Here is a 20,250-nt window from a genome sequence, read left to right as displayed (position 1 = left end):
CTCGAATATTCGTGGGATGTGCTAAATATATTTTCTTGCTATCAGGCGACCAAGAAGATTGTCCCCACGACTCCCCTTCCGGGGTAATAGGTCGGATATTTTCTAATCTTATATTCGTTAAATGAGAGGGTATATTCCCTTTTAATTTTTCTTCAGCCGTAACAAATTGTGTAATACACAAAATTAATATTATCAGTAACCACCAGATTTTGTGTTTACTTTCTTTAGTACTCATCTCTACAACTCCCTTCTTCAATTTCAAGTAATATCTAAAAAATAAATTACAGATTTCAGTAGTATGTTTTTGTTTAATGTCTTCCCGTACAACAGCATTATGGCATTCTGGCTTTATCACAAAACCTTACCTGCTTCCGAGATTCCTGTGGTACAACGATTCAGTGAAGTATTTTGAATCTATGGTTTATATTAATAGCAGATATAATAATATTTGTTGCAATTTAGCATACTACTTTGACCCACCCTTTTCATCCAATATTGACTCTGCATGTATTTGAACTATCCGACGCTATAATTATATATACCCCCGGGTCATAATTCGATGTAAAAGACGGGTCAAATTGGGATGCAAACTCACACACGTCTATCTCTCTGCCGCATTTGTCACCTCTTTAATCAGCAAATACTGAAAGTATTGAAGTAGCGTTCCTAGTTCTATCCCAATATGCCTAAATGTCTGTGTAACCGAATCCTGTTTTCGTTGTGTTGTTTTATATTTTACAAAATTTATTTTGTTTCTTCCAAAAAATTGCCAGTGGTGTCGTATGTTCGTTTGTTAATCAACTTGCCTTCTTGGTAATTGCTTTCTTCTTTCAACTGTCCGGTTTCGTAATATTCTTTTGTTATTCCTTCACGCATGCCATGGCTATATTTATTATTACCTTCTGATTTCAGTTTGCCGGTTGTGTAATATGTTTTAAATATACCATCCAGCCTGCCATCTTTGTAATTACGTTCTTCCTTTAATTGTCCGGTTTCGTAGTATTCTTTTGTAATTCCTTCTTTAACAGGCAAGCCATACCTGCCATGAACAAGTTTCTCTTCTAATTTCAGTTGTCCCGACTTAAAATATGTTTTACTAATATGTATTGTTTCACCATCTGCATAATTGCATTCAGATTCCAACTCGCTCGTATCATAATATGATTTCGATATACCTTTCATAAAACCGGCTACGTAGTTTATTTCCCAACGCAACTGACCTGTATCGTAATAATATTTCGTTATACCTTCGCTATCACCATGTTTGCGATTTCCTTCCTCATGTAACCGTCCGTTCTCGTGATATTCTTTCTGTTTTCCTTCCATCTGTCCATCTATGTAATTGTAAACTGCTTGTAATTGTCCAGTAGCTAAATACCGTTTTGTTATGCCTTCTAGTTTGCCGGCTTTATAATTTTCTTCTGTTCCCAATTGTCCGTTCTCCCAATATATTTTCGATAGTCCATCAAGGTTCATGTTTTTATATTTCCAGATTGCCTTTAATTTCCCTGTATCAGCATAATATTCTTTCACTGTTCCGTTGGGAATTCTGCCTTCTATTTTGATTACTGCATTAGAACAATAATTTGTAACTATTTCAGCAATCTTTTTATTGTTATTATAAAACGTTTTTGTTTCTGTTCCTATTTTATTATCTCTTACTTGTATTATTGTGGTTTCAGTTTGGTGTAAAGCACAACTGTATAACATGGTCATTGTTGATATCACTATTATAATTAGCTTGTTGAATTTCATAATAAATCTGTTCTGAACATTTTTATTTCTTTATAGTTTCCATTATATGGACTGCAATTTAGCATCCTACTTTGCCCCACCCTTTTCATCCAATATTGACTCTGCGTGTATTTGAACTATCCGACGCTATAATTATATATACCCCTGGGTCATAATTCGATGTAAAAGACGGGTCAAATTGGGATGCAAACTCACACATTAGTATTTCCCTTGTATTTTTTCACTGGCTTTACTAATATATTCTCCAACAATTTCTGTTGAATCACCAATCTCTTTTTTCAACTCAAGCGATTCATTTAAGCATTTCAATGCCCTATGCCATTCATTGTGACTATAATATAGAATCCCTAGGTTCAAAAGAATTCTGCTTATCTCCTTTTTCTGCCCAATTTCTCTGTAGATATCCAATGACTGTTCATAAAATTGTTTTGCTTTAAAGTACTCGTTTAGATAAGAATACGCAACTGCGATATTAACCAGATTTGCTCCGGCATTTATTTTGTCCTCAACTGATTCGTACTGTTTCAATGCTTTTTCGCAATACTTAATTGCTTCACGATATTTTTGTAATTCAAGATACATAATTCCGATATTGCCGTAACATGCTGCAATACCATGTTTGTTTTTGGTTTTCTCAAAAATCTCTAAAGTTTTAGTATAATATCCTATTGCATCCTTACACTTTCCTTCTTGTTTATTTTTTACAGCTAAGTCAATAAATTGCTTTGCTTCGTCACTTTTGTTATGTAATCCAAAATTAAAAACTTTTGTTCGTGTACCTTTTATTATACCAACGCTGGCACTCTCAGATATTTGATAATTTTCTATACGGACATCAGGAAACTTTTCATTAATAATTTTTTTAATCGCAACCATTTGGTTTGCAATTTGTTTATCATCGTTGTATATATCGCTTGGAACCATCACGTCTATAGTCAGCTGTTTTGAGTTATGTATCTTAATCATTACTTTCGCATCTTTCAGGAAGAGGCTATTATTCAACTCACGCGAGATCTCGGTGGTTGGAAACGATTTAAGCGTTTTCACAGCAGTATTCGAATATAATTTGTAACCACAAAAGAGTAGAGATACTATTGCAAAATACAAAACAAATATCAAACTTTTTGCTTGTTTGTTTTTCTCTACCAAGCTTTCTTGATAAGTCCCTTTTCTAATAACAATTGTGCCGGTAATAAGGTCATGAAGCCCTCTTTTCGCTGGATGAAACGAAATAAGGAAAATGTATCCCACCGAAAAAAATATAAAAACGATAAGAGTTCCTATAAACAATAAATGTGTCCATTCAAGACATAGGATTCCTAACGTTGAGGTTATTATTATGTTTAAGAAAAAGGTCATCATCAAGACTAAACTTCTCAAAAACGACATCGGAAGTGACAACAAAGTGCCATCTAACTTCACAACTTGTATATTAAGTAATCGTTTGGCAATGCTTTGCCCCTGCCCCACCTTACTGTTTAGTATTCCAATATACAGAAATACTGTTATCAACAATACTGTGTTTGGCTCTGCTAAAAAGGGAACTCGTAGTAATTTAAACACATACGCAATTATTGCACTCACTATCCACAAAATGATAATGTCAATTATATCTGAAAGCAGCCTTATCCAAAATCCAGTCAACATTTCTTCCTACTCCAATTATATTTTATCGCGCGGGGGACGGATTATGCGAGCGGATTTTAATTCCGACGTTGCGTCGGAATTATGGAGCGAGCATCGCCGTGCCCCGCGCCACCACTCTAATCCCCGCAATGTTTCACGTGAAACAATTACTGTACGAATCCTTACTTCTCTGTTGACTTAACCCTAATATTCGGTAAACTAATGTTGTAGTATACCGCCCATAACCGAACGGCTAAAACTATTGCAATACCAATCATAACGCAGACCGAGAACCGTAACATCGCAATCCGCGCAAGTAACCACATCCCAACGATTCCGGTAATTGAAGCGAGCGCATAAATTTCTTTACGGAACACCAGAGGCACGTCATTCGCGAGAACATCACGTAATACGCCTCCACCAATACCGGACATTGTTCCCAGTAAAAGTACGGAGATAAAGTTTAATCCCGCATTCATCGCAGCTACTGCGCCTGTAATTGAAAAAAGGGCGAGCCCAATCGCATCAAATACGTTTATCCATAAGAAGTACTTATGTACCAACTGTATTGCCGGGATAGCAACAAGGCCGCCAGCGAGTGCAGCAGCGAAGTATGACGGTGAGTTTAAGCTTACCGGAAGACGGTTCATTAGAATGTCGCGAATAAAGCCGCCACCTAACGCAGTGATGATCGCCAATACTATAACACCGAAGATGTCCATTTCTTTCTCCACAGCTTTCATTGCGCCGGTAACCGCGAACGCTGCAATACCCAGTAGTTCGAGGATTATTAATAAATTATCAAACGTAAACATTGTATTTTTTTACCTCCAAAACGAATGAGCTAGGTCTTTGAGTTCTTGCAACCTTGTACCCATATCAACCCGCAGGAAATGGTATGCAGTATTGTTGTGCCATACAGGATCAGTGTTCGGCGGGAAGCCGCATTGCGCCCAGTCAGGTGTTCCCGGTATCGGTGAATACTCTACCAATATCGGTTCAATCCCCATTTTGCCGATATACTGAATAGTTCTTTTTACATCATCAAATCCTTCATACGGGAGCCCGGCTAGTACATATACTCCGATATCCTGCATAGGATATCCCGCAGTGATGAGGTTTTGTACTGCGTTCTCAAAATCAAAATTATTGATTTTATCCCCGCTGTTTTTTTGTGTGATCGGATTTGATGACTCAAAACTTAGCCTTGGCCGAATAAACCCTACGCGTTTCATAAGCAACGCTACGGATTTTGTTATCATCCTCGGTGCAAGGCCGTTTGGTGTGTGGTATTTATATCCGTCAAGTTTCGCAAGTACGAGTTCCGACAAAAATTCTTCCGCACGATTTGCGGACTGGAACAACGCGTCATCGTAGAACGCTACGTTCCTAACCTGGCGTTTGTATAACACCTGCCGGAGTTCATCCACCACGGTTTTATAAGCTTTTATCCTTGGAACTTTCGCAAGCTGGTTGACACCGCAGTACGTACAGCGGTTAATACAGCCAATAGACGTTCTGTATGCGATGTATAATAACGGGTCCATATACGCATCATACCACGGCGCAGGGTAGTTACGGAAGTCAGTATAATTTTCAGCATCCATCGGGGGTTCAATATCGTTTACGATATGCACTATTTTTATAAGTTCCGCGAGGTCACCGCCTTTATATACTTTTACCATACCGGATTCCAGGTTTGCTACTGCATGGTTATAACACAAAGTCGCGTAAGTACCACCGATGATAATAGTTTTACCGGGATACATTTTCTTGAGGACCTCAACAGTTTCTTTAACTCCCTGGTACCAATACGTCATCCCGCTGGTAACAAGGATAATATCGGGGGTCGAAACAGAGGATAAGGCTGATACAAACACGTTCTCCGGCATCCCAATACGGTGATACTTTCTGGGTATCTGTGCCAGGGTTGCAGGTTTATTTACTTCCACAGTATAGTACTGCCCGCAACCGTTATCTTCGGATTTCGGAGTGTAACCCTCTACAGCTTTCATCCCGGGATGGTGGCGGTCCATACAGTCTATAAGTGTAACATTATACCCGTACTTCTGGAGTATTCCTGCGATGTACAATAACCCCAACGGTTTCGCCCAGAGATCGTATGCCGTGAAGTCGTATATCCACGGGTTCACCAGTAAAACATTCAATTGTTTCACGTGAAACATTCGCTCCTTATAGCCCTACTCTTACACGGTACCGTAGTTTGGTTTCTTTAGTTACAACAACGTCAAACCGTAACGTAAACGCATCATGTTTTTTGAACGGATGAGACTTGCTAATGATCTCCCATGTGCCGTATACGGGTTCTATTATGCCAACATTGATATCAGTGTTTTCTTTGCGGTTACGGATAGTTACTTCCCATTCGTACTCATGCTGGCGGGATGAGATTTCTTTATAGTCAACTAGTTTGCGTTCACATACGATATCAAACGCTTCACCCACCCTTAATCTCACATCCTCATCTTTTGGTGTATGCTTAATACTGTCCTCACCAACAAACTGTAAACTTCCGGCAGAGTCTTTCTTGTACAACCTAACTGTCCCGGCGGGTAACGGCATTCCGAGGTTTGACTCTTTATTATTCTTTAAACTTACGTAAACATTAACCGGTTGTTTTTGTGTGTCATCGTTATGATAACCGCGGTAGTACCGCTGGCCATAGGTAAGGTATTCTTTTTTTGTGCCGACATCCATAGCTTCAAGTAAACTTACCTGTTTTGTTTGGTTATTCTTTATGGTAGTCTTCCTCTGGAGGTCGTATATGTGATACTCAAAAAACTCTTTTTCTTCAAACTGCGGAGCTGGCATACTGGCGGCTTTCATCTTCGAATAACCAGCAAACGCTACCATATCGCGATCATTGTCATTTACGCGGTTAACTTCCCCGGCAACAAGTTTCAGTGTTGCGTCTTTGTACATCGCACCGCTGCGGTTATCGACGGTAACCCAGCCTGCAAGATCAGCTGAAGTATCGTCTTTATTTAGTGTAAGTACATAATCCGCCTTCCACGAAATCCCCGAGGTAAGGTATGATACTTCAATATTATGGATAGAAGCCGTTTTGTTGTTGTATAACCACATAAGTGTTGGTTTTGCAACAAAGTTTTCGGGTAAATCCGGGACTACCTTATACCCGGGATAACCAAGATATATTTCGTCATTAATTTTGTATATCGGCCCGTCGTTGTTACTCAATAGTTCGGCTTCAGTAACAGTTTTTCTATCCTGAAACTCGTTCCATGTGATGATCTTAATCTTTTTACCTATATATTTATCCAACAACTTCTTTGAATTGATAAGGTCGTACTCAAAGTTTTGTTCAATAACATTGAAGTCAGTTGGCAGGTTCAACGATTTTGCTCTCACAGTTACAGGCATAATACCTGAGGCTACGTCTGAAAAACGTAGTTCACCGGTACCAACCGGTAGGTTGAGCTTACGAAGGTCTTTTACTAATCCGAGGTTGGAATTGTATACCGTAACCGAGACCTCCGCCTGGTCATTCAATGTACTGATGAGCGTATTACCGGCGTAGGAAGGTGATATAACAAAAATAACTGAGAACACGACGGTAAATAATGAATAAATACTGTTTTTCATCGATAAAAGATCCTCCGATATTATTGAGAATATACTACAATAACTGCTTTAGTTCTTCAAACTTGTCAATGACAATATCCGCGCGGGCTGTCTCTAACCGTTTCCTGGGAAAACTTGTGGTGATTGCGATACAGTACATCCCTGCGGTTTTCGCGGATTCCACACCCGCAAGAGAGTCTTCAACTGCAACGCATTTATACGGTGGTAGCCCGAGTTTTTTGGATGCTAATAAGTACACATCCGGTTCGGGTTTATGTTTTTTTACATCCTCTTTCCCGAGCATAAACTCAAGTTTTTGCAGTATCCCGGTTGAAGTCAGTACGAGTTCCACGGCGTCACGGTTTGTCGACGAGGCAGCACAGAGTTTATACCGCAGTTTTAGGTTGTCAAGGATAGCGTTGGTTCTGCTGTCCGGCTTGATTTTTTCTTTTATTATATCCAGATACGCATCCCATTTTTCGTGCATAATGTTTACCAGTTCTTTTGGTTTTAACGACGGGAATGTCATTTTTAGGTAGTCCATATCAGGTATACCGATCCCGGGATAAAGATCACCGGTTTTCGTTTCGTCTTTCAAGCCATGTTTCGCGAATACGCGGCACCATGATTCGTAGTGTAGGTGTTCGCTCATTACCAATACATTATCGACGTCAAATACAACGGCGGATATCCGCGGTTTTATTTCCTTAAATGTTGCCATAATTATATATTATAGCACATAATCAGAGTATAAGAGATTGTTTTGTTTAAAACTCGAAGATGAAAGTTAACGCTGTGGTGTTAAAAGTTTGAGAAGGGATGTATATTGCTGCGATTATGCCTTTATAATTATAGTATAGAACTTGATGGGATAATTTTATGGAGAGACTATCAGAAATGTGTTGTTTCAACTCCAGGACTGTATTAAACGAATCATAATCATAACTTACCGCATACTTTCCTTTCGCACCTAAAACAGTACCCGTTGGGAAGTTGTAGTCCGCTCTGCCAGCTAAATCGTATCCTATTTTCCAAAAAGGATTACTTAGCCAGTCAGTGTCAATATTATAATATAATACACTGCCGCTTAGGTTGGCATATACCCTGTTTTTGTTATACGTTGCAGCAATTCTTGCACCACCCGCTGTTTTATTTCTCCACGCCAAATCGTCGTCATAATTATAAAAAGCGCTTAGTTGTAAATTAACCGGTGATGTTTTATAAATTGTACAAAAGGGTTCAAAAACAATGTTGTTAATTACCTGCTGATAAACCATTTCGTGGGGTTCATACTCAATATCATTCACCGCAACCTTGACTCCCGTAACAATATCGTCGGATGTTTTGTGTTCCAGCTTTATACTTGAAACAAACATATCGTTGTTCAAGTAAGGTTCTAGTAGTGTAAGATACCGTTCTTTACCCTGGTCAGGATCTATTGTTTTACCATACGCAAAGTATATTTCAGTATCTAAACTATCACCCCATGTTTTGGTAAATATAGAACAAAAATTTGCGGTCCCAAACCCGTATTTTTGTTTTGCTTCAAAACAAGCCGAGCCTGAAGTGTAAGACTGTGATGTCCCGGCTTCCCACCGTGACCGGAAATTCCATCCGTCGAGAACAGTGTTTTCACCAGGTTTTATCCCGTGAGACTGCAATACATGCCGTCCCGCTGCGTGGCCGAGTACCGCGCCGGCAACAACATCCGCCGGCCAGTGTGAGTGCTGGTACATCCTGCTGATACCTGTTAATACAGCAATTGTGTAGTACAGCCACGGTGTGCCGTACACTTCGGATAGTACCGTCGCTACAGAAAATATGTTACTCGTATGCCCCGATGGAAATGAGTCATTTCTGAACGGGTACGTATCGTCAATTCCCATGTGTACAGGCTGAAACGGGCGGTTGTATCCTGTTATAATCTTTAACTCATTTACTTGTATACCTGACAATAGTATTGCTTCTGTCATCATCCTCGCGGTAAGTTTTTCGCGGTCATTACCCGTAACCATTCCTAAAGTGTATAACCCTGACGCTAAACCCAGGTGGAACCATCCGTCACCAAGGAATGTTATATACGGGCTTACAGCGGTGATTGTATCATTCCGCAGATTGAGATCAAACGTGTTAAATACCGTTTTGTTATTGCGCATAAGCGCTGCGGTTGTTAATGTAGACAACGCAAATCCGTGTGATGACAATTGCTGCGGTAAATTACTGAATGTTAGCCCGGGTAAAAGCCAGTAGTCGTACCATTTAAGCTGTGTTTGCGCGGGTTGAACCGGTACCTTCGGGATAACGTGTTTATTTATCCCCTCGTTTTCCTGTACAAAAAAAAGATTCTCCGCTGCAATATCCCATGCATAACTTTGTGTAATACTAAAAATCGAGGCTATCATGTATAAGCAACAAATAAGTGTTTTTTTCATTTAAACAAAGTCTTACCGTTTAATTCCGGAAACCGTGAATACTCGCGGAGTTTGTCAAATTCAGGGACATTTTCACGGCATAAGCCCAAAACTTTTCTTTGGATAACTTCAAACCTGTGTTTATCCCCCGTTTTATTTCCGGAAATAAGGATATTGTTAGCGCAAAGATTTGTGATTTCTCCTGTTTTTTCGTTCACCGCTGTTTTGAATGAGGATGTTAGTACCGAATTTATGCGGTTCAGGCGTATAATAGCGTCGGAGTAACGTTTTTCATCCGCACGGCGCATTGCGTTTTGGTAAAGGTCGGTAATAATGTGTCCCGCAGGTGAGGTATGCGCAAGTTCATGTAAAAACCTTATGTTTTGGAGTACAGTACGTTTGATTTTGTAGCTTACAAGCAAAGTATCGTTGCGGTAGTTCAGTAGTATACCCAGAGCTTCATTCCATACAAAATTATCCCACCGGAAATAAGCGTGTGCTAACCCTTTCTCAAACTCAAGCCCTGCGGGATTAGCGGGTGGAGAGGAGTTCATACACAAACTTTGCAATGTTTTCCGCAGCAAAGGGGTTTGACAACTTTTTTGCACCGTTCTGCAACGCTACAGCTTTTGCCGGGTTATCCACGATTTCTTTTACGAAAGCTAACATTTTGTTTATATTAGGCTGAAGATATCCGGCGTTGTATTTTAGTAATAACGCACTGTTACCCTGTTCCTGATACGGGCTGAACTCGGGGTTAAGGATAGGTTTCCCCGCGGCAATGCTTTCCATAACAATCGCACCGCCGGATTTTGAGATCACAATATCGCTTAGACGCAGGAAATCGTACATTTTATCGGTCCACCCGATTATTTTTACCGGGATATCGTACTTCCGTGCGGAAAGTTGTTTGTATATATCATCGCGTTTTCCGCAGATAGCGATTACCTGCACTTTTTTGTCTTTCTGTGTGACAATAAACTCAAATAATTTACGGATATTTCCTATCTCCCCAAGGCCGAAGTTTACCATAAACGTTGTGCGTTCGGCTTGTAAGCCAAGGTCAGCCAGCATCTTTATTTTGTCGACGGGTTTGCCCAGTAACGTATTTACAGGGAAGCCGTAGGTGCGGATAATATTATCCGGGACATCTTTTTTTATCATTACTTCCTTAGTTTCTTCATTCGGGACGATATAAAAATCCGGCATCTGAAGATACCACGAACAGTGGACTGCTATGGAATCAGTAACGATTTCAATAAGCCTGTGTTCTTTCCCGTACTTAGCGTTGTACTTAGTAATAAACGGTGTCCAGTATGGATGGACTGACACAAAGATATCAGGTTTTTTTTGTTCTAATACTTCTTCCATATCACCATACGATGCGTGTGAGATCATATCAAAAAACCGTGTAGCGCCCTGGAAAGTATCAGTAAAATGCAGGAGAGAGTCCCATAAGCGTATATATCTGAGCATTGCTGTCTCGTATAAAGACATCCATAGTTTTGTAGCTTTGGGGTTACCTACTTTTGTGAGGTCAATGATTTCAGCGTCAATCTCATTCGGGAAAACGTCGCCAAATGCTTTGAGTAAACCCTTTGCTGCGGCATTATGCCCGCTGCCGTAACTGGCTGTCAGTATTAACACTTTTTTCTTGGTATTTTCCATATAACTGTTATCCTTTCATCTGTCCAAGCTCGCGCAGGCGGGTGTATTCCCGTGCTGCGCGCTGCGTATCACCGACGGTATTAAACATTTGCACAAGCCATCTGTGCGCTTCAACGCTACGCGTTATATCATATACAAAAATTGTATTTCCTACAACAGTTAACGGCACAATTTTTTTTGCCCATGCATATAATTCCTTATCAGCGAAGTACACTGCTTGCAAATTTGTTGCTGAGATTGCAACGAGTTCCTTCTTACCGTTTGGAAGGTTTACCGACGTATGCGGGCGGTCAAGTGAGGATACAAAACCGGTATTAACATACTTTATTCCATAATACCCGGGATTCGCGGTGCCAAAGTAAGAAAGGTATATGTCATCAACATTTTGTGTTTTAAGGTACACGCTTAAACGTTTAAGATCCTGGCCCCAGTCAAGGTTTGAGTCTACAAGGTATTTATACCCGTTCTTTGGCCCGCCAACGAGTTCATTAAAATACGTTATATAGTACGGCCGTATGTTTACCGTCGAGAATATCATCCACGCGAGTAAAGGTAGTATTACCAGCAAATGTCTTGTGTCCGGTTTATCCCCCCGCGGGTTGTCATGCATTAATATTCCTGAAACCCAGAGGTATAATAGAGGATAGGCCGGTAAAATATGCCGTATGCCAATATTAAGTTTTTGAGTTAACGCGCTTGCGGTGAATAGCAGTAACGGGATCAGGATAAGCCATTCTTCACGGTAATGTATACCCCGCGGTTTTTGGGTAAACAACGTAACAATTCTGTAAATTAAGAGTATCATCACAGGTATAGGTGTCTTCCAAAAAAATGCTAGCAGGAAATAGTACCACCACCCGGCAGTGGAGTACTGCCCTGCAAGGAAGGATGAACGCCCTCTTGAAGAAATATCACTGAATACACGGGTAAGGCCGTCAATATATAGCTGGGTTTGAGTAAAACCGTAGCACACTGAGATTGTTAACCCTGTAAATATTGTGAATAAAAGTATATGCCAGAAAATCTTTGGTTTCACGTCAGCCGCGTTACTACGGGGGGGAAAGAATAGTAAGAGTATGAACAGTGCAGGGAAGATAATAATATTTGAAAACTTAGACGCTAATGCCAACCCTGCCATTATCCCGGTTAATCCTGCACTAATATTCGTTTGCCGGCGGTAGTATAAGTATAAAAAGTAAAATGTTGATACAAAAAACAGTGTACCCGGCAGGTCAGTTGTTACTAAATGCCCGTGGGTAAGCATATTTGGGCAAAAAAGGTATAGCGTACCAGCTAAAATACCGGCATACGTGCCGTATAGTTGGCTTGACCATAGGACAAGTATTGTCGCAAGTAAGGCGCTTAACCCGACTACTGCCATACGGGTGGGGAAAAGTATATTTTCTGCCGGTAGAGTGTTTTTATACACAAACTCGTCGGATACCGTATACTGCATTTTGTTTATCCATGCGTAACTATCTTCCGGAAAACCAGGCTGCGGGGTTATGAGTTTCAACGGTAAAGTTGTGATCATCTCGCCGAACGGCGGGTGGTCGTATATGTTTAACCTCAAAATACCGGTATGCCAGTATGAATATCCTGCGGTTATATGTATAGTTTCATCATAAGTTGCGCTTTCCTCAATAACCGCGGGGTATACCAGAAAGTACATACAAATCCAGAGTAATGGAATAAAAATGATGAGTTCCAGTGGAAAAGCGAGGTTAAACTTAAAATTAAGGTGTATTTTATGCTTGTATACGCGTTTATCGGTGTTGATACGCTCCTCAGTGTTATCTATTTCTTCCTGATAACCTTGTTCTTATTATTAACTACTAATATAACAGGTTTATGTTTATGCGCTTCATCATCAGATACTAACGCGTAGCTAAGTATAATAATTTTGTCTCCGGGTTGCGCGCTGCGTGCTGCGGGGCCGTTGAGGCATATCTCGCCGGTACCCGCTTTTCCTTTAATAACATACGTTTCTATACGCCCGCCGGTGTTGAGGTTTAATACATGCACCTGTTCATTTGGTAGAATACCGCTTTGTGTTAATAACAACGGATCTATGGCAATACTTCCTTCATATTCCAGTACCGTACCTGTAACGGTTGCTCTATGTATTTTTGATTTCAACATTATCCTGTACATCTTAATTCTTTTAACTCCTGTTTCTATATTTTCACAAAAAGTACAGTTAATTATAACATATTTTTGTATGGGGTTACAACTAAAGGAGAGAGTAAAAAAAAGGTAGAGCAGGATGAACTGTGTAGCCTATTATTTGTATTTAATGGCCATGAATCAGTACCCTGACTCTACCTTATTAATCAAACATTATTTAATAAATTTTTCTTCGATGATTTTAACGGCTCTTTCGCGTAAGTGCTCGTTATTTATTTCATGTGCATAAGAGTATGCTACATCTGAATTGTCTGTGCCAGTAGCCACAACGAAGTACGCGATGTCTTTTGTTTGATATTTATCAGTGATTTCCCTGATCTCTTTTTCGTCCATAGTAATGTAACAAATACCTGTGTTGGCACAAGCTTCCTTTCACTCTTGTCGGCAACCTGGCAAACATATTGTCAGGAACGTTTCCGTATAACCTAACAACTTAGTCCCAACCGGTTTTGCAGCCCCCTGCTTTCGCTAGGGTTTGCCTTTGTCGATAATAAACATCGCGTATACCTGTTCATATTAATAGCCAAGAATCTTTGAAAAGTCAAGTTTTTGATTATTGACATTTATCTTCACGATGTGTTATTATAAAACTATGGAAATTAATGACAACAAAAATAGTGCGGTTAAGGAAGATAGGTTAAAAAGTTTATTGAACAGCCTGCCGAAAATCAATACGGCCGATACCCAGGAAATTAACCGTAAACTCGTGCATTTACTCGGTGTGGTCTATATCTTAGCCTATGCTATAATACCGCGAAATATTGTGATCAGCGTCATGGGCTCGATTCTTGCGGCAATATTGATAGTAGAATTTTTACGGCTGACCAATCCTGCGGTAAACCGTTTTGTGTTAGGATTACTTAAAGGCCAGTGGCGCCGTAATGAAGTCCGTCAGCCATCAGGGTTAACCTACACATTCTCCGGAGCGTTGCTAACAATGTTGTTATTCAAAAATACGCCGTTGATACTCGCAGCGCTGTGGTTCCAGGTTTTTGGCGACGCAATGGCTGCAATTGTTGGGATGAACTACGGGAGAATACGTATCGGCAAAAAGTCGGTTGAAGGAAGCCTCGCGTGTTTTATTGTATGCCTGGCGTTTGGATTATTGTTTTTTGATTACCGTGTCGCGTTTTTAGGCGCTGCGGCGGCTACGTTGATTGAACTTTTTCCGTTCCCCAAACCGTTTGACAATTTTTTGTTGCCAATAATCTCTGCGGTTGTGTTGAAGTACTTAATAAAACTTCTCCCGCCGATGTGATTTCATATATAATAATTTGTAAACCCAAATGACACTTCAGAACAAACACTTACCCGCTGCGAAGCGGTTGCGTAAAGTCAGTAATAAAACAATTACGCCGTCTGATATCATCCGCGCGGATGAAAATACATTGTTTTCCGGGAAAAGTTTTTATGGGACAATTTTGTTTGCTGACATTGTTATGTGTTCCGAAATATCCAATAATTCATCAATTGAAGATTATGCGTATATAATTCATCAGTTTCACTGTTGCGCCGGGACGGTTTATGATTTGTTAAACCTAGACAAAAAAAATAGTACCGCCGCTGGGGTGGAGATTGCAATGCAAGGCGATGAAGCGTGTTTAAAACTTCATACCCAGGAGTTGGATGAAGGATTCGAGGCTAATGTATGTAACGACGTAAGGAATGCTATTCTATACGGTACTGCTATAAAAATTCTTTGGAGATTCACGGACTATAACCGTCAACGTATGAAACAAGGGCTTTTCCCGCGGGATGTTGCCGTTGGGATAAACCAGGGGCCGGTATTTCTTTATGATAACAAAAATTTTAATGGCAGAGCCAGTGTCCCTCAAACTTCTGTCGGGTACGCGATTAATCTTGCTAAACGGATTGAAACAGAATCACGTACAGGGGAATATACCAAAATTTATGTATCAAACACCGTGAAGTACTGGACTGAAAAACAAAACCTTGGGCTAGCATACCGCCAGCGTGATGCGCGGAGTTTAAAGGGGATATCAGAGACCACGGCGTTATACGAAATTTCTGAGATCGGGCACCAGCTTTACAGCTGGCTTGAAGGTATTGTCGCAAGGATACGGCTTGACCGTAAAGAATGGGCTACCTTTGAACGTATCGGCGAGATGAACCCCCACGATTTTTGGACAAAACTTATTGTTGACGTAAAAAAAAATAAGGAACGCAACGAGGCATGGGTTAATCCCGTAAGTAAGTTTGATAAACCCGCAAAAAAAGTGGAGGTAACAACTCTGTTCAGTAATGCGTATCAGGAATATATCGCGGGGAATTATCTAACTGCCACAAAAATCCTGGGATTAGTGATAAAGAATAACCCAAAACTTGCGGAAGCGTACTTCAACCGCGGGAACGCGTATATGCGGATGAAAGAGTATGAACGCGCGATTGAGGATTATACACAGGTACTGGAGTTGGAAGACAAAAATGTTAGTGCGTATACCAACCGGGGTAACGCGCGGTTTTTGATGAATAAATATGATGAGGCAATACAGGATTATGATCACGCACTGGTATTATCGCCGGGGAATGCCGCGGCGTATACCAACCGCGGAAATGCCTACTGCAAACTGCAGCAGTACAGTATTGCCGTTGAAAATTACCGTAAAGCAATCGAGCTTGAACCAAAGGATGAGGTTGCATATGAAAATTTGGTGGAAACATTATTGATGACTATGCGGTTTGACGACGCAATGGCGGTATGTATTCCCGCTAAGGATGATACAAACTCGTCTATGCGCGCAAAATTATTGGCAGTTTATGTAGAGTTTTTGTATAAAATAGTGAAACACCTGCCATATGAAAGCCAGGTTGAGTGTATCACCGAAAAAGTCGGGTTGTCAGATACAGTATCGCTTGTAGGGCTGGACTTCAATGCGATTGAGTCAATAGTGTTACTTAAAAACGCAGGAGCTGAACCAATGCGCGTATTAAAACTGGTACATCTTCTTGTTTCCAGGAAGATTGCGGTTGAGAAGTTTATTAGTTTAACCTGAAAAAATAATGATATTGACAATAAATGTGTATATATGTAATATATCCACTAAGTTTTCAGGGGCTTTAAAGTTACACCGCTACGCGGGATAGCAATAAACCGTGTTATGTGGTGAATACTTTTTTTATCCCAAATGAATAGGTATGGAGGTATTTTAAAAGTTAAATTATGGTAGTAAAAATTCGGTTCCAACGCTATGGGGCGCCAAAAAAACCGTTCTATCGGCTGGTCGTAATTGACGGCAGAAAAAAACGTGATGGAAAATCGATTGACGTTATTGGATTTTATGATCCACGCAAAAAAAGCGGGCAGATTGATACCGCAAAACTTGACCTCTGGGTTTCCAAGGGCGCGCAGTTATCACAGACAGCGTATTCAGTTGTAAAAAAGTGGAAGAAACAACAGCAGAAAACGGTTGATGCGCCTGCCGCGGTTCCTGTACCGGAAAAACCGGTAGTAGTTACACCTGAACCGCCTGCATCGACAAGTAATGCATAACAAAAAATCGTTTATTTAGTAAAATACAAAAATGGGACTTTTGGTAAATGGTTAGCAGGAGGATGAGAAAATGAAGGAATTGGTATTGTACATCGTAAAAGAACTGGTAGACAACCCGAATAACGTTGAAATAAACGAAATCACGGGTGAAAAAACGCAGATCGTTGAAATCAAAGTTGAACCCGGTGATCGCGGTAAGGTTATTGGAAAAGAAGGACGGATAATAAAGTCTATCCGCACCATAGTTAACGCAGCAGCAGCGAAAGATGGGAAACGGGTAAGCGTAGAGTTGGTTGAGTGATAAGCAGTAACACTGATAATAATAATAAAGAAATTAAGTTTGTCCGGGTTGGGGTTATACTCAAACCCAGGGGTATTAAAGGCGAAGTAGTAGCGTCACTACTGTTGCCGTTACCGAAGAAGAAGTTAACAGAATTGTTTATCGGTTCAACTACTGGCGATTCTACAAAATATTCCGTAGAAACCTTAGTTCCTTCCGGTAACTATATGGTACTAAAATTCTTGGGGATAAATACCCGGGATGACGCTGAGGCGTTGAGGTCGTTAACGATTTGGACTGAACGGTTCAAACTACCGGAAAACGTATATTACATAAATGAAATTAAAGGTTTGGAAGTACGTACGTTGGATGGAAAGGTTTTGGGTAAGCTTGAGAGAGTGATACCCACCCCGGGAAATGACGTGTTTGTTGTGCGTAATGATAAAAAAGAAGTGTTAGTACCGGCACTGAAAAAGGTGGTACTGGAGATAAATAAGGAAACAATTATTGTCAATCCCGGCTTCGGGTTAATAGAAGCTACGGAATCAAATGAGGATTGATATATTAACACTGTTTCCAATGTTCTTTGACAGCCCGCTTAAGGTAAGTATTATTAACCGTGCGGTAGAACACCGCAAGGTGGAACTCAACGTTGTAAATATCCGGCAGTACGCCAAGGGTAGGCATAAAACCTGTGATGACAGGCCGTTTGGCGGAGGGCCCGGGATGGTAATGATAGCTGAACCGGTATATAAAGCATTAAAGGCAGTACGTAAAAATAAAGATACCGCTGTTGTTCTCCTAACCCCGCAGGGTGAAGTTTATACTCAACACCATGCCCGGATGTTTACACAAAAAAATCAGGTAGTTCTTATCTGCGGGCATTATGAAGGTATTGATGATAGGATAAGAAAGTATGTTACCCACGAAATTTCAGTGGGTGACTATATCCTTTCCGGCGGGGAATCCGCGGCATTAGCCGTAGCAGATAGTATTATCCGCCTGATTCCCGGTGTGGTGAGTAATAAAGAGTCGGTAGTTCATGAGTCTTTCACTGATACAACACTTGATTGGCCGCAGTACACGCGCCCGCGGAAATGGCGGGGGGTAAGTGTACCAAAAGTGTTGTTGTCAGGTAACCATAAGCATATAGAAACTTGGAGAAAGAAGGTTAGTTTGGAGTTAACCCATGACCGCCGGCCTGAATTATTAAAAAAGAAAAGTTATAAAAATATTAAATAGGTTTAATAACAAATAAATGAGAGGTGTACAAAAATGAACACAACAGAAATTATGAAACATGTCGAACAATCGTATCTACGGAAAAACGCTCCGGACTTCCGTGCCGGTGATACCGTGCGGGTATGGACAAAAATTATTGAAGGCGATGCACAGCGGTTACAGCCATTTGAAGGAATTATTATACGCCGTAAGGGCAGTGGGATGAAAGAAACTTTTTCTGTCCGCAAAATATCGTATGGTATTGGCGTGGAACGCACGTTTAACCTGTCTTCCCCGATGATTGATAAAATAGAACTTATAAAACACGGGAAAGTGCGCCGTGCAAAACTGTATTATCTGCGTAATGTAGTCGGCCGTGCGGCAAAAATTAATAGTACCGAAGCTGAAAAACAAGAACCCGCTGCAACTGCAGAGGCAGGTACGGGAAGATCGGTTGTACCAGTTGAAGCAGCAACCGTACAGGCGGTAGTCCCGGAAAAACCGGAAGAACCTAAAAAATAAAATAACTGATTCTGTCATATTTATATATTCGTACGCGTATTCGGGTGAGATTAAAATCGGGAGACTTCGCGGTTTATGTGCGGGGATACAAGAAAACAGTTTGGGAATTTAGGTGAATCCAAAGCCGTAGAATACCTTGTCTCCATCGGGTATACTGTTATACAACGTAATTTCAGGATTAGAACCGGCGAGATTGATATCATAGCGAAAGATCATTCCTGCGGCGGATACCTTGTGTTCATAGAAATAAAATCGCGGAGAAGTAATTCTAAAGGCTTACCCCAGGAATCTGTTAACTCATTAAAACAATATCGTATAATCAAAGCTGCAGTTGCGTATATCAACAAAACCAAGTGCCATAACATATCCTACCGGTTTGACGTTATTGCCATACACCCCGGTGGCGGGATTGAACACATAAAAAACGCGTTCACCATTCCCCCGGGAACATACTTTTTTTGAAACACTTTTAGGTTTTGTCATACAAAATATAGTAAAATTGTTTATATACAAAGTTAAGGTGGCATTTTTTGTTGAGAGGAGAAAAGGTTGTATCATGAACATTGACAAAGTAAAAACTTGTGTAGTATTTGCCGCGCATCCCGATGACGAAATTATTGGCCCCGGGGGGACTATCATTAGGTTAACCGAGCAAGGCGCAAAGGTTGTGGTTGTACTGTTCACCCTCGGAGGGACAGGCTATGCGAATGTTGCGGATAAAGATAAGATCATGAAAATCCGGGAGAAAGAACTTACGCGGTCACAAAAAATATTGGGTTACCAGGAACGCGTGATACTTGACAAACCATGCCAGGGCGTGTGTGACGACCGGGATACCTATCATCAGTGTATGAAGATTATTAGAAAATACAAACCGCAACTGATTTTAACACATTATTTTGAGGATAAACACCGTGACCACCGTGCAATCTCGGATGTAACCACCGAAGCATGGTGGAAAGCTTCGGAAAACCTTATGCACGACATCGGGAAACCCTGGCGCGCACCGGAACTATACTACTACGAAGGCGGCGAGTATATCACTCATCCTTCCGTTATTGTGGATATAACAAAAACGATTAATAAAAAAGTTAAGGCTATGAGCATTAACACATCACAACTTGATGTCCTGGGCAGCGTGGTTGAACGTGTAAAAGGTTTGGCAGTAGCCCGCGGCTGGCTTGGTGACTGCGACTACGGCGAAGCTTTCATACGGTCAAACTTTATGGCAACAAAGATCTAAACCAAAAAAGGTTAATGTGCCAAAGTTGTTGAACATATTTTTTTCAGTATTGTACGGTATAACACTTCTTACGGTGTTACCTGCAGATATATTCTCTGCGGAACATGTGGTATTCAATCAACAAGCTGGGTTTTATAAAGACGGTAATAGGTTCGGGTATATCAAAGTAAAGATTATTGATTCTACAACCGTAATTGCGGGGGAAGAAGTGTATGCCTGTACA

At 40.7% G+C, this 20,250-nt stretch carries 22 protein-coding genes, 1 pseudogene and 1 riboswitch; of the genes and pseudogenes, 10 read left to right on the top strand and 13 right to left on the bottom strand.

Annotated features, from left to right (window positions below; all coding sequences use genetic code 11):
• The 13 genes from WC955_09950 to WC955_09890 all read right to left on the bottom strand — a co-directional run.
• Window positions 1–355: hypothetical protein (locus WC955_09950; GenBank protein MFA5859378.1), on the bottom strand; the 355-nt coding region annotated here is incomplete at its 3' end.
• A 389-nt stretch (window positions 356–744) separates the two neighbouring features.
• Window positions 745–1,755, bottom strand: coding sequence for a hypothetical protein (locus tag WC955_09945; GenBank protein ID MFA5859377.1), 1,011 nt, complete (start codon window positions 1,753–1,755; stop codon window positions 745–747).
• 198 nt (window positions 1,756–1,953) lie between these two features.
• Window positions 1,954–3,402: a tetratricopeptide repeat protein gene (locus WC955_09940; protein MFA5859376.1), complete on the bottom strand. Its 1,449-nt coding sequence runs from the start codon at window positions 3,400–3,402 to the stop codon at window positions 1,954–1,956.
• A 161-nt stretch (window positions 3,403–3,563) separates the two neighbouring features.
• Complete coding sequence (locus tag WC955_09935) at window positions 3,564–4,196, bottom strand: trimeric intracellular cation channel family protein (protein MFA5859375.1); 633 nt, start codon at window positions 4,194–4,196, stop codon at window positions 3,564–3,566.
• Between the two features lie 9 nt (window positions 4,197–4,205).
• A complete protein-coding gene (locus WC955_09930) occupies window positions 4,206–5,558 on the bottom strand; it encodes a B12-binding domain-containing radical SAM protein (GenBank protein ID MFA5859374.1) in 1,353 nt (450 codons plus the stop codon).
• A gap of 16 nt (window positions 5,559–5,574) precedes the next feature.
• Entirely contained in the window at window positions 5,575–7,005 is a 1,431-nt protein-coding gene (locus WC955_09925; protein ID MFA5859373.1) for a DUF4139 domain-containing protein, read from the bottom strand.
• 34 nt (window positions 7,006–7,039) lie between these two features.
• A complete protein-coding gene (locus WC955_09920; GenBank protein MFA5859372.1) occupies window positions 7,040–7,705 on the bottom strand; it encodes an HAD family phosphatase in 666 nt (221 codons plus the stop codon).
• 46 nt (window positions 7,706–7,751) lie between these two features.
• Window positions 7,752–9,416: a phosphatase PAP2 family protein gene (locus WC955_09915; protein MFA5859371.1), complete on the bottom strand. Its 1,665-nt coding sequence runs from the start codon at window positions 9,414–9,416 to the stop codon at window positions 7,752–7,754.
• Window positions 9,413–9,949 (bottom strand): hypothetical protein, encoded by a 537-nt coding sequence (locus WC955_09910; protein ID MFA5859370.1) that lies wholly within the window; start codon window positions 9,947–9,949, stop codon window positions 9,413–9,415. The genes WC955_09915 and WC955_09910 overlap by 4 nt, the downstream gene beginning before the upstream one ends.
• The gene (locus WC955_09905) at window positions 9,927–11,063 is read right to left on the bottom strand and encodes a glycosyltransferase (protein ID MFA5859369.1); all 1,137 of its coding nucleotides are present in this window, start codon (window positions 11,061–11,063) and stop codon (window positions 9,927–9,929) included. The genes WC955_09910 and WC955_09905 overlap by 23 nt, the downstream gene beginning before the upstream one ends.
• A gap of 7 nt (window positions 11,064–11,070) precedes the next feature.
• Window positions 11,071–12,735, bottom strand: a complete 1,665-nt coding sequence (locus WC955_09900; protein MFA5859368.1) for a glycosyltransferase family 39 protein — start codon at window positions 12,733–12,735, stop codon at window positions 11,071–11,073.
• Window positions 12,736–12,860: 125 nt separating this feature from the next.
• Complete coding sequence (gene panD, locus WC955_09895; protein MFA5859367.1) at window positions 12,861–13,217, bottom strand: aspartate 1-decarboxylase; 357 nt, start codon at window positions 13,215–13,217, stop codon at window positions 12,861–12,863.
• A 186-nt stretch (window positions 13,218–13,403) separates the two neighbouring features.
• Window positions 13,404–13,583, bottom strand: coding sequence for a hypothetical protein (locus WC955_09890; protein ID MFA5859366.1), 180 nt, complete (start codon window positions 13,581–13,583; stop codon window positions 13,404–13,406).
• A 47-nt stretch (window positions 13,584–13,630) separates the two neighbouring features.
• Window positions 13,631–13,740: riboswitch (cyclic di-GMP riboswitch) on the bottom strand.
• A 102-nt stretch (window positions 13,741–13,842) separates the two neighbouring features.
• Here WC955_09890 and WC955_09885 point away from each other — a divergent pair.
• The 10 genes and pseudogenes from WC955_09885 to WC955_09840 form a co-directional block, all read left to right on the top strand.
• Complete coding sequence (locus WC955_09885; protein MFA5859365.1) at window positions 13,843–14,508, top strand: hypothetical protein; 666 nt, start codon at window positions 13,843–13,845, stop codon at window positions 14,506–14,508.
• Window positions 14,509–14,536: 28 nt separating this feature from the next.
• On the top strand, window positions 14,537–16,264 hold the full coding sequence (locus tag WC955_09880; protein ID MFA5859364.1) for a tetratricopeptide repeat protein: 1,728 nt from the start codon (window positions 14,537–14,539) through the stop codon (window positions 16,262–16,264).
• 167 nt (window positions 16,265–16,431) lie between these two features.
• Window positions 16,432–16,644: pseudogene (gene rpsP, locus WC955_09875) on the top strand (30S ribosomal protein S16).
• Between the two features lie 187 nt (window positions 16,645–16,831).
• On the top strand, window positions 16,832–17,062 hold the full coding sequence (locus tag WC955_09870) for a KH domain-containing protein (GenBank protein MFA5859363.1): 231 nt from the start codon (window positions 16,832–16,834) through the stop codon (window positions 17,060–17,062).
• Entirely contained in the window at window positions 17,059–17,601 is a 543-nt protein-coding gene (gene rimM, locus WC955_09865; GenBank protein ID MFA5859362.1) for a ribosome maturation factor RimM, read from the top strand. Before WC955_09870 ends, rimM begins: the two co-directional genes overlap by 4 nt.
• Window positions 17,591–18,283 carry a tRNA (guanosine(37)-N1)-methyltransferase TrmD gene (gene trmD, locus WC955_09860; protein ID MFA5859361.1) on the top strand — a complete coding sequence of 231 codons (693 nt, stop codon included), beginning with the start codon at window positions 17,591–17,593 and terminating at the stop codon, window positions 18,281–18,283. Before rimM ends, trmD begins: the two co-directional genes overlap by 11 nt.
• 33 nt (window positions 18,284–18,316) lie before the next feature.
• Window positions 18,317–18,784: a 50S ribosomal protein L19 gene (gene rplS / locus WC955_09855; GenBank protein MFA5859360.1), complete on the top strand. Its 468-nt coding sequence runs from the start codon at window positions 18,317–18,319 to the stop codon at window positions 18,782–18,784.
• 75 nt (window positions 18,785–18,859) lie between these two features.
• Complete coding sequence (locus WC955_09850; protein ID MFA5859359.1) at window positions 18,860–19,246, top strand: YraN family protein; 387 nt, start codon at window positions 18,860–18,862, stop codon at window positions 19,244–19,246.
• Between the two features lie 94 nt (window positions 19,247–19,340).
• Entirely contained in the window at window positions 19,341–20,027 is a 687-nt protein-coding gene (locus WC955_09845) for a PIG-L family deacetylase (protein ID MFA5859358.1), read from the top strand.
• Window positions 20,028–20,043: 16 nt separating this feature from the next.
• Window positions 20,044–20,250: hypothetical protein (locus WC955_09840; GenBank protein MFA5859357.1), on the top strand; the 207-nt coding region annotated here is incomplete at its 3' end.

Source organism: Elusimicrobiota bacterium, assembly GCA_041658405.1.
Lineage (GTDB): Bacteria > Elusimicrobiota > UBA5214 > JBBAAG01 > JBBAAG01 > JBBAAG01.
This window is presented reverse-complemented; position numbering and strand designations above follow the sequence as displayed.

Excerpts from the sequence above, each read along its gene's own strand:
- WC955_09885 (MFA5859365.1), top strand. The coding sequence starts at position 13,843 with ATGGAAATTAATGACAACAAAAATAGTGCGGTTAAGGAAGATAGGTTA.
- trmD (MFA5859361.1), top strand. The coding sequence starts at position 17,591 with ATGAGGATTGATATATTAACACTGTTTCCAATGTTCTTTGACAGCCCG.
- WC955_09890 (MFA5859366.1), bottom strand. The coding sequence starts at position 13,583 with ATGGACGAAAAAGAGATCAGGGAAATCACTGATAAATATCAAACAAAA.
- rplS (MFA5859360.1), top strand. The coding sequence starts at position 18,317 with ATGAACACAACAGAAATTATGAAACATGTCGAACAATCGTATCTACGG.
- WC955_09850 (MFA5859359.1), top strand. The coding sequence starts at position 18,860 with ATGTGCGGGGATACAAGAAAACAGTTTGGGAATTTAGGTGAATCCAAA.
- WC955_09845 (MFA5859358.1), top strand. The coding sequence starts at position 19,341 with ATGAACATTGACAAAGTAAAAACTTGTGTAGTATTTGCCGCGCATCCC.
- WC955_09870 (MFA5859363.1), top strand. The coding sequence starts at position 16,832 with ATGAAGGAATTGGTATTGTACATCGTAAAAGAACTGGTAGACAACCCG.
- WC955_09905 (MFA5859369.1), bottom strand. The coding sequence starts at position 11,063 with ATGGAAAATACCAAGAAAAAAGTGTTAATACTGACAGCCAGTTACGGC.
- WC955_09925 (MFA5859373.1), bottom strand. The coding sequence starts at position 7,005 with ATGAAAAACAGTATTTATTCATTATTTACCGTCGTGTTCTCAGTTATT.
- WC955_09920 (MFA5859372.1), bottom strand. The coding sequence starts at position 7,705 with ATGGCAACATTTAAGGAAATAAAACCGCGGATATCCGCCGTTGTATTT.
- WC955_09940 (MFA5859376.1), bottom strand. The coding sequence starts at position 3,402 with ATGTTGACTGGATTTTGGATAAGGCTGCTTTCAGATATAATTGACATT.
- panD (MFA5859367.1), bottom strand. The coding sequence starts at position 13,217 with ATGTACAGGATAATGTTGAAATCAAAAATACATAGAGCAACCGTTACA.
- WC955_09880 (MFA5859364.1), top strand. The coding sequence starts at position 14,537 with ATGACACTTCAGAACAAACACTTACCCGCTGCGAAGCGGTTGCGTAAA.
- WC955_09945 (MFA5859377.1), bottom strand. The coding sequence starts at position 1,755 with ATGAAATTCAACAAGCTAATTATAATAGTGATATCAACAATGACCATG.
- WC955_09900 (MFA5859368.1), bottom strand. The coding sequence starts at position 12,735 with ATGTACTTTCTGGTATACCCCGCGGTTATTGAGGAAAGCGCAACTTAT.
- WC955_09915 (MFA5859371.1), bottom strand. The coding sequence starts at position 9,416 with ATGAAAAAAACACTTATTTGTTGCTTATACATGATAGCCTCGATTTTT.
- WC955_09935 (MFA5859375.1), bottom strand. The coding sequence starts at position 4,196 with ATGTTTACGTTTGATAATTTATTAATAATCCTCGAACTACTGGGTATT.
- WC955_09910 (MFA5859370.1), bottom strand. The coding sequence starts at position 9,949 with ATGAACTCCTCTCCACCCGCTAATCCCGCAGGGCTTGAGTTTGAGAAA.